The 15,559-nt window shown below is 44.9% G+C and carries 16 protein-coding genes and 1 pseudogene; 4 read left to right on the top strand and 13 right to left on the bottom strand.

From position 1 onward, the window contains the following. Positions 1–28: 28 nt before the first annotated feature. Both AU387_RS01605 and acpS read right to left on the bottom strand, forming a co-directional pair. On the bottom strand, positions 29–1,045 hold the full coding sequence (locus AU387_RS01605) for a LolA family protein (protein ID WP_082687822.1): 1,017 nt from the start codon (positions 1,043–1,045) through the stop codon (positions 29–31). A 165-nt stretch (positions 1,046–1,210) separates the two neighbouring features. Beyond that, the gene (acpS, locus tag AU387_RS01600) at positions 1,211–1,576 is read right to left on the bottom strand and encodes a holo-ACP synthase (RefSeq protein ID WP_059334533.1); all 366 of its coding nucleotides are present in this window, start codon (positions 1,574–1,576) and stop codon (positions 1,211–1,213) included. Between the two features lie 94 nt (positions 1,577–1,670). On the opposite strand from acpS, the gene AU387_RS01595 reads away from it, so the two are divergent. Beyond that, positions 1,671–2,270, top strand: a complete 600-nt coding sequence (locus AU387_RS01595; protein ID WP_024120294.1) for a rhomboid family intramembrane serine protease — start codon at positions 1,671–1,673, stop codon at positions 2,268–2,270. On the opposite strand, the gene AU387_RS01590 is transcribed toward AU387_RS01595, so the two are convergent. The 5 genes from AU387_RS01590 to AU387_RS01570 form a co-directional block, all read right to left on the bottom strand. After that, the gene (locus AU387_RS01590; RefSeq protein WP_059334532.1) at positions 2,267–3,748 is read right to left on the bottom strand and encodes a PH domain-containing protein; all 1,482 of its coding nucleotides are present in this window, start codon (positions 3,746–3,748) and stop codon (positions 2,267–2,269) included. The genes AU387_RS01595 and AU387_RS01590 overlap by 4 nt on opposite strands. Then, positions 3,738–4,217 carry a PH domain-containing protein gene (locus tag AU387_RS01585; protein ID WP_044161741.1) on the bottom strand — a complete coding sequence of 160 codons (480 nt, stop codon included), beginning with the start codon at positions 4,215–4,217 and terminating at the stop codon, positions 3,738–3,740. The genes AU387_RS01590 and AU387_RS01585 overlap by 11 nt, the downstream gene beginning before the upstream one ends. Before the next feature lie 183 nt (positions 4,218–4,400). Then, positions 4,401–5,885, bottom strand: a complete 1,485-nt coding sequence (gene cshA, locus AU387_RS01580) for a degradosome RNA helicase CshA (RefSeq protein WP_024120291.1) — start codon at positions 5,883–5,885, stop codon at positions 4,401–4,403. A 423-nt stretch (positions 5,886–6,308) separates the two neighbouring features. Further along, complete coding sequence (locus AU387_RS01575; RefSeq protein WP_059334531.1) at positions 6,309–7,682, bottom strand: UDP-N-acetylmuramoyl-tripeptide--D-alanyl-D-alanine ligase; 1,374 nt, start codon at positions 7,680–7,682, stop codon at positions 6,309–6,311. A gap of 74 nt (positions 7,683–7,756) precedes the next feature. Next, complete coding sequence (locus tag AU387_RS01570; protein WP_059334530.1) at positions 7,757–8,842, bottom strand: D-alanine--D-alanine ligase; 1,086 nt, start codon at positions 8,840–8,842, stop codon at positions 7,757–7,759. A 153-nt stretch (positions 8,843–8,995) separates the two neighbouring features. On the opposite strand from AU387_RS01570, the gene AU387_RS01565 reads away from it, so the two are divergent. After that, complete coding sequence (locus AU387_RS01565) at positions 8,996–9,316, top strand: thioredoxin family protein (protein ID WP_059334529.1); 321 nt, start codon at positions 8,996–8,998, stop codon at positions 9,314–9,316. A gap of 14 nt (positions 9,317–9,330) precedes the next feature. Here AU387_RS01565 and AU387_RS01560 read toward each other — a convergent pair whose 3' ends face one another. Continuing rightward, positions 9,331–10,203, bottom strand: a complete 873-nt coding sequence (locus AU387_RS01560) for a cation diffusion facilitator family transporter (protein WP_024120288.1) — start codon at positions 10,201–10,203, stop codon at positions 9,331–9,333. 249 nt (positions 10,204–10,452) lie between these two features. Here AU387_RS01560 and AU387_RS20285 point away from each other — a divergent pair. Together AU387_RS20285 and fbpB are read left to right on the top strand one after the other, a co-directional pair. After that, positions 10,453–10,617, top strand: a pseudogene (locus AU387_RS20285) (Fur-regulated basic protein FbpA). Continuing rightward, positions 10,604–10,750: a Fur-regulated basic protein FbpB gene (fbpB, locus tag AU387_RS20280; protein WP_010333101.1), complete on the top strand. Its 147-nt coding sequence runs from the start codon at positions 10,604–10,606 to the stop codon at positions 10,748–10,750. The pseudogene AU387_RS20285 and the gene fbpB overlap by 14 nt, the downstream one beginning before the upstream one ends. A gap of 28 nt (positions 10,751–10,778) precedes the next feature. On the opposite strand, the gene AU387_RS01555 is transcribed toward fbpB, so the two are convergent. The 5 genes from AU387_RS01555 to AU387_RS01535 all read right to left on the bottom strand — a co-directional run bounded on the left by AU387_RS01555 (position 10,779) and on the right by AU387_RS01535 (position 15,496). Next, a complete protein-coding gene (locus AU387_RS01555) occupies positions 10,779–11,921 on the bottom strand; it encodes an acyl-CoA dehydrogenase family protein (protein WP_059334528.1) in 1,143 nt (380 codons plus the stop codon). A 128-nt stretch (positions 11,922–12,049) separates the two neighbouring features. After that, the gene (locus tag AU387_RS01550) at positions 12,050–12,385 is read right to left on the bottom strand and encodes a hypothetical protein (protein ID WP_044161748.1); all 336 of its coding nucleotides are present in this window, start codon (positions 12,383–12,385) and stop codon (positions 12,050–12,052) included. Positions 12,386–12,480: 95 nt separating this feature from the next. Then, complete coding sequence (locus AU387_RS01545) at positions 12,481–13,248, bottom strand: ABC transporter permease (RefSeq protein WP_059334527.1); 768 nt, start codon at positions 13,246–13,248, stop codon at positions 12,481–12,483. Further along, positions 13,241–14,167, bottom strand: a complete 927-nt coding sequence (locus tag AU387_RS01540; protein ID WP_059334526.1) for an ABC transporter ATP-binding protein — start codon at positions 14,165–14,167, stop codon at positions 13,241–13,243. Before AU387_RS01540 ends, AU387_RS01545 begins: the two co-directional genes overlap by 8 nt. Positions 14,168–14,257: 90 nt before the next feature. After that, positions 14,258–15,496, bottom strand: a complete 1,239-nt coding sequence (locus tag AU387_RS01535) for a dicarboxylate/amino acid:cation symporter (protein ID WP_059334525.1) — start codon at positions 15,494–15,496, stop codon at positions 14,258–14,260. Positions 15,497–15,559: the final 63 nt, after the last annotated feature.

Below are 15,559 nucleotides of genomic sequence, written 5' to 3'. Positions count from 1 at the left end.
GGCCAAATTCGATTCGGCCTTTAGGAGATTATTTGGATGATTGTCCCTTCATGCTTTTGGCGACTGTCACCATCTCCTCTTGTGAAAGATCTTTTGATGACAGAAGATAATCCACACCTTCGTAAGTCCATGTTAGCGAGGCATCTGACAAAGCGCCGATTGTGTAGCCGAGATTAACCGGTTCCGCGTTCAGCGTGACTGAGGAGGACGCTTTCGCAACCTGGGCTTTTTCCTGAATTAAGGTGAACGATTTTTCTCCGCCGTAAGTCATGATGACACGCTTGCCATCTTCCGTTGAAATATCTTTTTCCTCAAGCAGTTTTACGCCTAGCGGCAGTTCAAGCGGCGTTTTGACGGCAAAAGAGTCGGAAGGCTTCGCGCTAGTGGCGACATCCATTTGAGAAAGGGTCATATTTTTCTTTTCATCAAAGGACTCTTTGTCGAATTGCTTATTGAATTGGAAGCTGCTGAACTCTACTTTCACCATCACTTTTCGGTCGGTATCCATGACTTTGACAGATAGCGGGCTCATGTCCTTCTTGTTAAATGTGATTTCTTGTGTCGGAAGCATTTTGTTATGCTGATAGTTCGTTTTTGTTTCAAATACGTATTCTGATTCTTTTGAAGTGAAGACTGCATCCGAATCGTTTTGAATATCCTTTACAAGCGATTCAAACAAATAGACTTGGCTGCTGTTGTTTGGCCAGTCGCTTTGAAACCTGAAGCTCTTATTTAAAGACGGTGTGAGAACAAATACTCCGTTTTCATTTCGTAAAATGACTTGGTTTTGGTCCTTTTTCGGATTTTCCAGATAGACCCGGTACAGAGACGGTTTTTTATGCCAGATTTCCACATTGTATACTTGCGGGTCACTCCCTGTCTCAATGGTCATTTTTGCTTTTGCTTTGTACGAGGTATATTCTTTCGCCTTCTCGTCCAGCCCGGTAACGACATCTTCCTGTGATTTTTGTCCGCAGGCAGAAAGAATAAGGACAGCCAGCAGTCCCGTTAAAAGCAAAACAAAGCTTTTTCTCACCTTTTTCAACCCCTTTTTCTCAATTGATGTAAAAGGAAGAAATCGCTTGTTTGACTTTAACGGTACGCTCGGTACAAGGTTAAACAGAACAGAGGCGTACCATAAAAGCCTCAAACAACTCGTCTCCCTTAATGCATTATCAAATATATGAGAGGGGTGTCCCTAATATGCAGACTAGCTTGACAACCTTTCAATGACAACCTGTGCAGCTGCATATTCCTTCGTATGAGTGATTGATACATGAACAGCGGCTTGGCTCAGCTTTGCGCAAACAATAAAAGGCTTGCCATTCGAATCTTTTGTCACTTCAATGTCTTGAAAACTTAGATTCTTGCCGATTCCTGTGCCGAATGCTTTCGAAAAAGCTTCTTTTGCCGCAAATCTTCCTGAGAGAAATTCAATTTTTCTTTTCTCAGAAAGCTCATGATACTGAGCAAGTTCGCCGCCTGTTAAAATACGCTCGGCAAATCGTTTCTGGCGGTCGGCCATTGCAGCGATCCGCTTAAGCTCCACGATGTCTAATCCTATACCGTAAATCATGTTTTACACCCTCCTTTGCGCTTGTACTATTTGAATGGTTTGTCTCATAAACGTGTTACTATAGAAATACCAAAATGATGAAATGGGGCTCGGCATGTTTATACGGACTGAAAACTTTCAAACCTTTATCAGGCTTTATCCCGTTGTCACCTTTATATTGGCTGCTCAGGCCGTTCTCTGGCTGTTCTTTTCACTTCCTGTTCCTTCAGTCGTGTTGTGGAGAGACGCTGTCACAGGCTATAACCTTGGCGTCGCTAACGGTGAATGGTGGCGGCTGGTCACGCCGATTTTTCTTCACGCAGGGTTTACCCATCTGCTGTTTAATTCCATGTCCATCTTTTTATTTGCGCCGGCTCTGGAACGAATGCTCGGAAAAGCGCGTTTCCTTCTTGTGTATGCAGGTTCCGGAATGATCGGAAACATCGGCACGTATTTTACAGAACCGCTTGATTATGTGCATGTCGGAGCTTCCGGCGCGATCTTCGGGCTGTTCGGCGTTTATCTGTTTATGGTTCTTTATCGTAAAGAGCTGATCGGGCAGGACAACTCCAAAATGATTATCACATTGCTTGCCTTTGCCGTTCTCATGTCGTTTATCAACTCCAATATTAACATGATGGCCCACCTGTTTGGACTTTGCGGCGGGTTTCTCCTGTCTTTTTTATGTGTGCAAAAAAAAGAGCGGCGGTATTAACCGTCCGCTTTTTCATATGAGTACCAGTTTAAAATGATATCTGCATCCTCTTCTCCCACATCTCTCACCGTTAATTCTTCCATATGGCTTGACGATTTTACGGAGGTGGAAATGGTATACAGCTTCCCCTTCTTTTGAAAATAAGATTGGCTCGCTTTGCATACCTGCATTCGCTTTCTCAACACAATTGCAGTCGTTCTGCCGATAAATCTCGATGTCAGCTGGAGACGTTCTCCGCTGATCACCCAGGCAGCATCTTTATAAGCAAGATACCCGAAAAACAATTCAATCGGCAGCAGAACAATCGAGAGATAACCCCATGGCTGAAAGAAAATACACAGCGGAATGATGAAAAAGATGGAGAAAATGATTGAGCGGAATAAGTACCGCTTCAGTGCGCGCCGCGGCAGATGGCGGCGATTTTCTTCCAGCGTGTATTCCGGCGTAAAAGTACGCAGCATGCCGGGAAGCTTTTTTTTGTGAATCATCGGAAACAGAATGGTCGAAGCGCCCTCTGCCTTTTCCGGGTCTCCTCCTCCGCCCGCGCTGACGATTGACACCGTCGCAAAACCGAAAAGCTGGCGGATGATGTTTTCTTTTATCTTGATGGCTTGTATTTTGCGAAGCGGTATGGTGACTTGGTGTTTTTCAATAATACCCCTTGAAATCACCAATTCCTGCTCTTTTTTAACGATTTGAAAGTTAGCATATTTGAACATCATGCCGGCTATGCTGAGAATCCAGGTGATAAACAAACCAATAAATATAAGCACGGCGTATATGCCTATGTTGGCGTGCTGCAGAAATGAGAATTTTTTGAAGAGCCAATCCATCGGCAGCACCTCATCCAGCTGAGAAATGAGCGCAAATACAGCAGAAATAATCACGCCGATTCCTCCGGAAGTTGAAGCGGCCATAAGTAATTCTTTTGCATTCATGCTGTATTTCACCTGCGGCCCTGCATCCGGGAGCGCCTCTTTATCTCCTGACAGGCCTTCATCGGTATCGATTGGATTTCTTTCTGCTTTTTTCTTAAATACGGCTTCTTTGATTCTCTCAGCTTCTTCAACTGAAATAGCCGACAATACCGCTTCCGCCTCTTTGCCGCCGCCAGCCGTTTCAATTTGCAGTTTGACAAGCTTGAAAATTTGCTGGACCACACCCGCACTCGTATTCATCGATTGAATCCGATCAATCGATATATACCTCTTTTTCGTCACAAACAAGCCTTCCTCGATTCTGAATTCATCATCTTCGATTCGATAGGAAAACTTTCTCCATTTGATGATGCTTGCCGCTACGAGCCAGATGAACAAAACGCCGAGCGCGATGGCTCCGTAAAAACGGACAGTATGATTTGAGTTAACGATATACACAAAAAAGAATGGCAGAATAATATTTTTTATCGTTTGAATAATGGTATGGGATAAATTCAAAATGACTGCCGCCGGGTGAAGGCGTTTCGGTTCAGACATCATCGTCAGTCACCCTTGCCAGGCGCGAAATGGAGTCTCTCAGCTGATCCGCTTCCTCTATCTCTAAAGCAGGAATCGAATGCACAGTTGCCGCCGTGAAGATTTTCACTGTTGCCAGATTGTATTTTCTTAATAACGGCCCTTGCGAGGTGTCTACGTGCTGAACCCTGACCATCGGCACGATCACGCGTGTCACAACAAAGATACCTGATTGAATATCTATTTCGTTTTCATGAACTTCATAACGCCACACTTTGTGCCGGATCTTTGGAATCAGATAAATCGTCACAACCGAACCCAGCAGCCAAACTGCGCCGAGCACGCCGCTAATCCAGTACGGCCAATGGAAAAAATAACTTAACACTGCAACTGCTATGACAATAAGCAAGCAGACAGCGGATATGATTATCTCTTGAAGTCGCCAAACCTTTAATCCGTCTGGACTGATTTGGTTTTTTGGCTGCTTTCTCAAAATACCTACCTCCCGTTTTTCTCATCGTTACTTATACGCACATATGCAGAAAAAGTTTCATCTTTAAGCATACATAGAAAAAACGGTGCCGTCAGCTGAAAGTTTGCTTAATGGCCATGAATTTTTGAACATAAAAAAAGCCCAAAACAACTCATGTTTTAGGCTCTTAAATTCTTTACAGAATTAGTATGATTTTTTCTGGCGTCTGTCACCTGAAGAACGGCGATCGTTTGAACGCTTTTTATCATAGGAAGAACGGTTGCTGCTTTTCCCTTTACCGCCGCGGTAACCGCCGCCTTGTCCGTCTCTGCGTTTAGAAGTGCGTTGGTTTTTGTAGCGTTTGCCGATCATCGGCGCTTCGTCTGTTAAGCGAACTGGTGTGCTATCCGGCTCTTTTGTAGCCATTTTGATAGCCGCTGCAACCACTGTCACTGCATCATGATCTTCAAGCAGCTCAGCTGCCGCTGTCATGTAGAAGTTCAAGTTGTTTTCGCTGATTGTCGTACGAAGACGATCAACTGTAACCTGCTGCTGGCCTTCTAACGCTTCATCAAGTGTCGGCTCTTTCATGCGGTCCATTTTGCGTTTCGTTGTTTGTTCAATTGCGCGAAGCATGCTTTTCTCACGCGGTGTGATAAACGTCATCGCCATACCTGTTTTACCTGCGCGGCCTGTTCTTCCGATACGGTGAACATAGCTTTCAGGATCTTGAGGCACGTCGAAGTTGTACACGTGTGTAACACCTGAGATATCGAGTCCGCGAGCTGCAACATCAGTTGCAACAAGTACTTCGATTGCACCTTCTTTAAATTTGCGAAGCGCAACCATACGTTTCGCCTGCGTTAAATCACCATGAATTCCTTCAGCTGCATATCCGCGAAGGTTCAGGGCTTCTGCCAGTTCATCAACACGGCGTTTTGTACGTCCGAATACAATCGCAAGCTCAGGAGACTGAATGTCAAGAAGACGAGTCAGTGTGTCGAACTTTTTACGCTCCTGTACTTCCAAATAGAACTGCTGAATGTTAGAAACAGTCATTTCTTTTGCTTTTACTTTTACGTGTTCAGGCTCAGTCATGAAACGCTCTGCAATGCGTTTGATCGGCGCTGGCATTGTAGCTGAGAACAGAAGCGTCTGATGCTCGCTCGGCACATTTGAAAGAATAGATTCGATGTCGTCGATGAACCCCATATTCAGCATTTCATCCGCTTCATCCATTACAACTGTATTTACATTGTTTAAACGAATCGTGCGGCGGTTAATGTGGTCAAGAAGACGTCCCGGTGTTCCGACAATGATATGCGGATTTTTCTTTAACGCCCGGATTTGTCGTCCAATATCCTGCCCACCGTAAATAGGAAGAACTTTCGCACGTTTATCTTGTCCGATTTTATATAATTCTTCAGATACTTGAATGGCTAATTCACGGGTTGGTGCGATTACGATTGCTTGAATATTAGGAGACTCGGGGTTAATTTTCTCAACAAGGGGTATACCAAACGCAGCTGTTTTACCTGTACCTGTTTGCGCTTGTCCAATGACATCTTTATTTGAAAGTCCGAGCGGAATCGTTTGTGCCTGAATCGGCGTTGCTTCTTCAAATCCCATACGGTTAATTGCCTTCATGAGATCAGAACTTAATTGAAAATCTTGAAACGTTATAGTCAAATTATTCAAACTCCTTCTAATTGCTGTTTCAGTAATGTCGTGATTTACCACTTAAAAACTGCCCTCCATGGAAAAAGGACAGGATCCTTACGTATACAAAGCCCGAATTACTTTAAGTTTTATCTTACCATTACACTACTTGTTTTTCAATAACGCGGTAAGCAGATCAGCATTTTGAATGCGCTCGCTGACCTGCTAACCAAATATGCCGGACGATGCCCAATCCCGCTCCTTGTGTCCGCGGAAAACCTAAGGTCAGCGGATGGCGGTCCGTACACATATTTTCGTATCGCGAAATAAACCTGTCATTATTGTACCATAGCCTCAGCCGGTCATACATAAATTATTTCGGGCCGGCATACATTAGTGTCTGCACATCATTTTTATTTTATGATTGCAATCTGCTTTTTTTCGCAGGATTTTTTAAGAAAACGGGCTCTCCATTAAATCTTTAACGATTTCTTCAAGCTTCATACCTCTTGACGCTTTGAATAAAACCAAATCTCCTTTTGAGGCTTTATTCTTCAGGGCCTGAGTGAGATCTTTTTTGTCGCTGAAGTGGCTGATGCGTTCTTCTCTAAAATGTTCCATCGCACCTTCGGCGATAAATGCCCCCAGTTTTCCATACGTAAAGACGTGGTCAATTTTGTCCGGGCTGATCACAGCGCCGCATTCTTTATGGAACGTTTCTTCAAGATCTCCGAGTTCAAGCATGTCTCCGAGCACGACTATTTTCTTCCCGTATCCTTCAAGGCTTTCTGTCAGTTGGATTGCAGCCTTCATCGACGTCGGGCTCGCGTTATAAGCGTCATTAATAATAGAAATGCCGCTGTCTGTTTTCATCAATTCAAGTCTCATGCCGGTGACCTTCAGGCCGCTTAATCCTTTTGCCGCATCCTCCGGCGTGATGTCGAAATAAGCCCCTGCGGCGATTGCCGCCATGGCGTTCATCACATTATGTTTGCCCAGAATAGGGATAAAAAACGTTTTTTCTATGCCTTTGATCGTAAAATAGGTTCCCGCTTCACTCTGGCTGACATCCTGCAGCTGATAATCGTTTTGCGCCCCAGTACCATACGTTTTTGTTTGGCAGCTGTAGTCTTTTTGCAAGAGCGGTTCGTCTCCGATATAAATCAGCACACCGTCTTCTTTCAGGCCGTTGATAATTTCCAGTTTCGCTTCCGCAATGCCTTCTCTTGAACCAAGATCCTGCATGTGGGATTCGCCGATATTCGTTATCACTGCCGCATCCGGATTTGCCAGGCGGCTCAGGAGGTCAATTTCTCCTTTTGCGCTCATTCCCATTTCCAGTACGGCAATTTCTGTATCTTCTGGCATCGCTAACACTGTAAGCGGCAGCCCGATATGGTTGTTGAAGTTTCCTCCTGTTTTATGGACGCGGTACCGCGTTTGCAGGACAGTGTGAATCATGTCTTTGGTCGTCGTTTTGCCGTTGCTTCCTGTTACTCCGATGACACGTGTGCCGAGCTCCTGTAAATAGGCTTTTGCAAGCTGCTGGAGCGCAGACAATGTATCTTCCACCAGAATCACAGCTTGATTCTCGGGCGGATTTGGTTCAGAGCGGTTCCACAGAACGGCAGACACACCAGCTTCAAAAGCCTGCGGCACAAAAGTGTGGCCGTTAAAATGCTCCCCTTTCAGCGGGATGAAAAGCTGATTGCTTTCCAGCTTTCTTGTATCTGTAGCAACTCCATGAATGACTGTATTTTCATATTGCGGGTTTGTCAGTGTGCCTTTGACCATTTCGGCAATTTTCTTTACGGTTCGCTTAATCAAGTAAGGTCCCTCTCTTTCTTTTGGTGATATACGGGAAAAGACACTGCCCTTTTACCGGCAGTGTCCGTCTTCATTTAGAATGTATGTTTGATCAATTGTTTTTCAGCGTGGCGTTCTTTAGCCAGCTCTACAAGCTGTTCAATGAGGTCAGCGTATTCAACTCCGGCTTCTTTCCAGAGAAGCGGGAACATGCTGAACGGTGTAAAACCAGGCATCGTGTTTACTTCATTGATCAGCACTTCGCCGTCAGCTGTCAGGAAAAAGTCCGCTCTGACAAGTCCTGAACCGTCAATTGATTTAAACGCTCTGATCGCCATGTCACTGATTTTCGCGTATTCCTCATCTGTTACAGTCGCAGGAATAATCAGGTCAGTGTCTCCATCCTCGTATTTTGCTTTGTAATCGTAGAAATCTGTCTTAGGTGCGATTTCTCCAACTGCAGAGCATTTAGGATCATCATTTCCGAGAACGCCGATTTCAATTTCGCGGCCGTTGATGCCTTCTTCGACTACGACTTTCCGGTCATATTGGAACGCCAGCTCAAACGCTTTTTGCAGTTCTTCACGGTTTCGGCATTTGCTGATTCCGACGCTTGAGCCAAGGTTGGCCGGCTTCACGAAGCAAGGGTAGCCCAGTTCTTGTTCTACTTGCTCGCAGCTTTCTTCCGGAGAACGAGTCCAGTCTTTTTTAAGGAAGGCTGTGTATTTCGCCTGTGCAAGGCCGGCTTGCGCAAACAAATGCTTCATGACAACTTTATCCATGCCAGCTGAGGAAGCGAGCACGCCGTTGCCGACATAAGGAATATTTAAAAGTTCAAGCATTCCCTGGATCGTTCCGTCCTCTCCGTTCGGGCCGTGCAGGAGCGGGAAGACGACATCAATTGCTTCATTTTGCTGTGACACTTCCTGCGGAAACATCTCCTGGTTGAGAGCAGATGGAGAAAAAGCAGTTCCGCCCTGCTCAAGCTGAAGCATTTTTACGTTGGAAACAGGCTCTGTTAAACGTGTGCCTCTTATCCATTCGCCTTTTTCAGTTATATAAATTGGATGTATATCAAACTTCTCAGTATTTAGCGCTTTTGTTACAGCCAGAGCTGTCTGAAGCGAAACATTATGTTCGGCTGACTTACCGCCGTACACTAATCCTAGACTTGTTTTCAATGGATACTCCCCCCACTACAATTCATCTTTACTATCTTATCACTTTCACAAGAAAATGATCTAATTATTTTTGGGCATGCTGAAGCTGAATGCATTTGTATGTAATTCCTTTTTATTTTATATTAAAATGGCATTGAAAAGGAGATGTGACAGATGAAAAAAATCACAACAAAAGAACATTTTAATGAATTGATTCAATCTGATAAAGAAATCATTGTAAAGTTTTATGCTGATTGGTGCCCCGACTGCACACGCATGAATATGTTCATCGGCGATATTTTGGAAACGTACAATCAAAACGATTGGTACGAACTGAATAAGGACGAGCTTCCTGAACTGGCTGAAACATATCAGGTAATGGGTATTCCAAGCCTGCTCATTTTCAAAAATAGAGAAAAAACAGGCCATCTTCACAGCGCCAATGCCAAAACGCCTGAAGAAGTGACTGAATTCTTATCAGAACATATAAGCTAATTCGATAAGCAGCCCTATTTTATGTCGTCGGGCTCTACGTGAACATGAACATGAGTGACATCGTGTTCATGTTTTATTTTGTTTTCTACCTCATCTGCGACTCCATGGCCTTCCTCTACTGTCAGCTTCGGATCCACTGTAATGACCATCTCTATATGTACTGTGCTGCCCAAGTATCGCGCTTTCACGTCCTTAAGACGATGCACATTTTCTATCCGGCCGACAGTCTGTTTATAAGGTTCAAGATCTTTCAAGTGAAACCCGTCCGTTAATGAATGCGAAGCGTCTTTGAAGATATCCCAGGCTGTCTTGCAAATGATGATTCCGATAATAAAAGCCGTAACCGGATCTATCCAGGCCAGCTGCAGCTGGGACGAAAAAACACCGATAAACGCTCCGGCACTGACAAATGCGTCTGACCTGCTGTCCTTCGCCGCCGCCATAAGTGCAGAGCTTTTAATGGATGCCGCGAGCCTTTTGTTATATAAATAGATGCCGTACATAAACACTGCGCTGCCTAAAGCCGTCCACGCCGCGATAAGGCTTGGCGTTTCTGATGTGCCGCCCGCAATCGCTTTTCCTCCGCCAATTAACACTTCAATTCCAACAGCCATCATAATAAAAGACGCAATAAGGGACGAAATTGTTTCAGCCCGATAATGGCCATATGGGTGGTCACTGTCAGCCGGCCTTTGGGAAATACGCAGTCCGATCAGCACCGCGATTGACGCCACAATATCTGTCCCATTGTTTAACCCGTCTGCTCTCAGCGCTTCAGAATGATACAGTATTCCGATTGTCAGCTTCACAGCAGCAAGAATGATATATGCCAAAATATTGAGGAGTGCTCCTTTTTCTCCCTTTTTAAGATTATCTGTCCTCCCCATTGAATACCAGCCTCCATTCTATTACATAGTATGGTTAAAAACATGAAAAATAGCAGCAGCGGTTCTCAACGGGGAGGGAAATTTCGACAGCAAATTATTGCCCGGGAAACTTTTTGTCGATATGTTGAAGGTTTGCTTACTTACGAAAGAATAGGACTGTTTTCACCTTTACAGGCTGTGGCGGACATTGTATACTGAGGTTAATTGATAATGATTATCAATATCGTTTGATTGGAGGTTGGTGACACAATGACACCTCAGTCTGCAGAAATCAGAAAAAACATCTCATTCATCTGTTAATACAGAATGGTATATACAAAAAGGCAAAGCGTCATTTGTATGAATTGTCGCTGATGGAGCTGGAAAGTGAATACAAAACATTGTCAGGAGGCGCCAGGGCATGCCAAAGCGTAAAATAAAAACCTACCAACAGCTGATCCAGGAAAACAAAGAGGCGATCATGGGCAATCCAAAGCTGATGAACGTCATTTACGACAGAATTGACCGCAAGCATCAGAAGAATCTTCAGGAACAAAACAATACATAAAAAAGAGCCGGCAAAGGCTCTTTTTTATTTAAAGAAAGGCTTCTGCGGCCAGCTTTTGAATGACCGCATCGTCCATCGGCGGGTTATGGAGACCGGCGCGCACATCCCGGTAATAGCGCTGAAGCGGATTGGTGCGTTCGAGGCTTTTGGCCCCTGCAATTCTCATCGCTTTGTCTACAACAGAAAGCGCGGCGTTTGTGACGATATGTTTTGCCGCACCGAGCTCACTCTTCAAGTAAGGGCGGCGCTCCGGATCGTCATACAATTCAGCCGCATGAAAAAGAAAGTGTCTGGCATTCAACAGTTCAAGCTCCATTTCGCCTGTTCTTTGCTGAACGGCCGGGACATCCTTGATCGGCCCCTTCAAACTATTTGGAGAATACTCGGAGGCAAAGCGCACCGCATAGTCTCTAGCAGCTTGAGCCACGCCAAGATAAACCGCCGGAATATGGAGCAGCCAGCCGTTTTGCTTAGCTCCCCGCGGCCCTTGAAGCAGCTCCACCAGTTTATTGTCCTCGAGCGTTACCTCGTTTAATACAAGATCATGGCTGCCCGTAGCCCGCATCGCCATCATATCCCATGTTTCTTCAATTGATACACCAGGATCATTTTTATGAACCAACACCACACCAGTAGTTTGTTTTTCTTCAATCCATGCCGTCACTAAAAAATAATCAAGCGCTTGCGACATTGTCGTAAACGTTTTCCTTCCATTCACCACCCATTTGCCGTCCTTTTTGACGGCGGCAGTCCCGGGGCGTCCTCCCCTGGTCGGGCTCCCGGTTTTCGCTTCTGTCGCTGCTCTATTAATCACGGCGCCGTTTTGAACTTCCTTTGCGATGAACGCAAACACATCTTCATCCCAGCTGTTTCCTTCTCCGAGCTCTCCCATCACGCTTAAATGCCAGCCGATGCTCAGAGCTGCAGGAGCATCTCCCCGTGCAAGCCGCTCTTGAAAAAGCAGCATGTCGTAAACAGACATTCCTGCTCCTCCATGGGATTTTGGCACGGTTATCGCCGTATAGCCCGAATCACGCAGTTTTTGTATTTTTTCGGCAGGAAATCGTCCCTGTTCATCATCCTCAGCGGCTGTTTGCTGAAATTCATCCGCTAGCTGTCCTATTTTCTCTATCCATTGCCGCTGTTTTTCGTTCCGTACAAATAATGACATCCGGCAGCCCCCCATTTTCTCAATTCCGATAAATTTAATATGTATTATAGATTTCCAGCCATGATTCCGCAACTGTTAACAATTTGTCCACGATAGAAAAACACGCCGTTCCCGAGGGAACAGCGTGTTTAAACCGGATTTGTATCCCGGTCTTGTTTCATACCGAGATAAATGAGCATATAAGTCAGGTAACCCATTGTCATGACCAATCCGCCGAAGAAAAAGCTTGAGAAAATCGGCTCTTCAAAGGCAGTAACTGCCGCAAGCACAATCCAGCTTGCATACAGATAAATGATAAAATAACGGATACCCGTCTTCATTTTATATATCATGTACAGCCCCACGAGAGAAAACAATCCCAGCGCGAGCCTGAAATATACAAGATGTTCAAACTGAAACATGAATGACACAAATGAGAATCCAAGCAGCAATACAATCGGTAAAGCGGTAATAAAGTTCCTCAATTCGAGACACCTCCGTCAGTACCTTTAGTATAAACCAAAACATCGAATGATATTGATTTACGTGAGCTTTTTCACAAAAATGTCATTCCTTGCCTTTAGATTCGAACATCCCGTTTGCAGAAACTCCACCAGGCAACGGCAATGAAGAAAACAGCATGAATCACAATAATCCCTACAGAGAACAATGGCGTCATGCCTGAAAACAGAGCCGTTTGTCCGCTTTTGTACTGAGTGAAGTCCGTGTTTGCAAAAAGCAAAAAGCTTCCCCATTTGTTTTCAAACAGCTTCATGATTTGCACAAGTGAACTTGCTCCATATAAAACGACAAAAGAAACAACAACTGAAATGGCACTGTTGCGGAACAGTGATGAACAAAGCAAACCGAATAATCCCATCAGCACCGCTTCTAGCCAGTTTGTGCCAATTAGCTCCAATGTGTTGATGAACAATGTTTTTGATTCAGATGTCACGGACGTGCCAAAAAAGACAAGACCGAATAATAAAGCCAGAATGTAGTATGCCAGATAAAGATAGAAGCTGACCATTACAACTGTCATTAGTTTTGACCAAAAGACCTTTTGCCGCTTGACCGGGCGAATAAGCAGAAATTTGATTGTCTTTTTATCAAATTCATTAGAAATAATCGTCGCTGCAATGACAATGGTTAACGCCTGCAGCAAGATATTCAGGGTCGGTGTATAGGAAAAGTAGCCGATGAAGTTTTCGTCAGTTCCGGCACTGATGACGATCCGTTTAATGATCAGCGCCATGAAAAATTGAAAAACGGCCATCAATATAAGCGAAATAAATGTGACTTTTCGATTAAAGAGTTTCATATGTTCATTCCATATTAATTTAGACAAGCTCTTCTCCCTCCTCTTGATGAGCGGTTGTCGCTTTTATAAATTCGTCTTCCAGTGACTGCGTATAAGGCATAATTGAAAATACGTTCAATCCTTGTCCGACTAGTGAGCGGTTCAGCTCTGGTATATTTTCTTTCGCTATATCCACCACGATGGAGCCGTCTTTACGTTCAGCTGTGTATCCATTGCCCGTCAGCCAATCGAGCGCTTTTTGCGCCGACTGCACTTCAATAACGGCTTTCTCCGTTTTCTGACCGGCTCCATTCAGGCTCACTTCTGCTTTGATCTCGCCTTTTTGTATGATGATCACACGGTCACACAGGTCTTCAACTTCACGCAATAAATGAGTGGCGAATAAAACCGCTGTTCCTTCCTCTTCGGCGAGCTCCTTAATATGGTCGCGAAAATCCTTCATACCGGCAGGATCAAGACCGTTTGTCGGCTCATCTAAAATGAGAAGCTTCGGCCGGTGAAGAATCGCCTGAGCAATGCCGAGACGCTGGCGCATGCCGAGTGAGTAGGTTTTCACCTTATCATCAATCGCTGACGTCAGCCCGACTCGTTCCACCACTTCGTCCAGTCTTTCATCATCTATTTTTTTGTGCATATTTGCAAAGTGTTTGAGGTTCTCCCAGCCTGACAGATACGGGTAAAACTCAGGGTTTTCCACGATCGCGCCGACAGCTTCCATCGCTTGTTCGAACTCAGTGTCATGCTTAAATCCGTTGATGGCCACGCTTCCGCTGTTTTGTTTTAACAGTCCGACGATGATGCGGATGAGTGTCGTTTTTCCGGAACCGTTCGGACCGAGAAGACCGATAATCTCTCCCTGCCTGACGTCCATGCTGATCTGTTTTAAAATCTGTTTAGACCCTATTTTTTTATCAAGGCCTTCAATATGTAAAATCGGCTCAGCCATAAAGCCTTCCTCCTTTTTCCGACAAAAATAAACAGTGCCTAAAAATAGGCACTGTTTGTATTATAGCATTTGTTGCTTCCAAATGTTTGGTTAAACCGATAGAGTCGGTGCTTGCTCCGGCTGTTTGTTCTTTTCTGTTTCTGTAATGATGACGGCACAGGCCGCGTCTCCTGTTGTGTTGACCACTGTGCGAAGCATATCAAGCAAGCGGTCTATTCCGAGGATCAATCCGATCCCCTCAACAGGCAGGCCGACTGATTGAAGCACCATGGCGAGCATAATCAAACCGACTCCCGGAACACCCGCAGTTCCCACACTTGCTAATACAGCCGTCAATATTACCATCAGCAATTGCGTAAATGTAAGATCATGTCCGAATACCTGTGCAATGAAGATGGTGGCCACCCCTTGCATAATGGCTGTCCCGTCCATGTTAATCGTCGCCCCGAGCGGCTGAACGAAGCTGCTGATCGGCTCAGGCACTTTTAGTTTTTTCTGGGCTACATCCATTGATACCGGAAGCGTTGCATTGCTGCTTGAGGTACTGAACGCAACGACCATAACTTCTGAGAAATCTTTAAAGAACGTAATCGGATTTCTTTTTGCTAAAAGAGCCACTGTTGAACCGTATGTGACGATTGCATGTATGACAAGAGACAGCGTAACAACAATCATGTACAGCCCCATCGCTTTTATTGCACTGAATCCCTGGCTGCCGATAGCTGTCGCAATGAGACCAAACGTGCCGTATGGCGCAAACTTCATGACTAGGTTGACCAGATACATCATCAGTTCATTGCCCTGCTCCACGACTTTCAAAAGCATATCCGCTTTTTTGCCTAGCATCGTAATCCCGAGTCCGACAAAAATGGAAAACACGATAATCTGGAGCATGTTTCCTTCGGTCATCGCTTGAACGGGATTGGCCGGAATCATGTTCAGAAGTGTGTCAGCAATACTCGGCGCTTCTTCTGCCTCAAATTTAGCGGATGAGACATCATAAGTGCCGAACTCACCCGGCTTAATGACAAGCGCCAGTATAAGCCCGATCGTAATCGCCACCGCTGTCGTGATGAGAAAATAAGAAATGGCTTTCACACCGATTCTGCCAAGCTTTTTAGGATCGCCAAGCCCGGCAACTCCTAATGTAAGAGAGAAAAAAACAATCGGCACGACAAGCATTTTAATGAGGTTTAAAAAGATGGTGCCAAGAGGACCGAATACAAACTTATTCAAATTTTCAAATAATTCAGGCGATGTTACGTTAAGAATAATCCCTGTGACGGCACCCAGAACCAATGCAATGATGATCTTTGTTGCCAGTTTCATCCGCATTCCTCCTTTTTTTGAAAAAAAGCCCGCGAGAGACTCCCGCGGGCTTTGGCTGTATCA

It is taken from the genome of Bacillus halotolerans, from assembly GCF_001517105.1.
Lineage (GTDB): Bacteria > Bacillota > Bacilli > Bacillales > Bacillaceae > Bacillus > Bacillus halotolerans.
The sequence above is the reverse complement of the archived record's forward strand: the minus strand, read 5'-3'. Positions and strand labels throughout refer to the sequence as shown.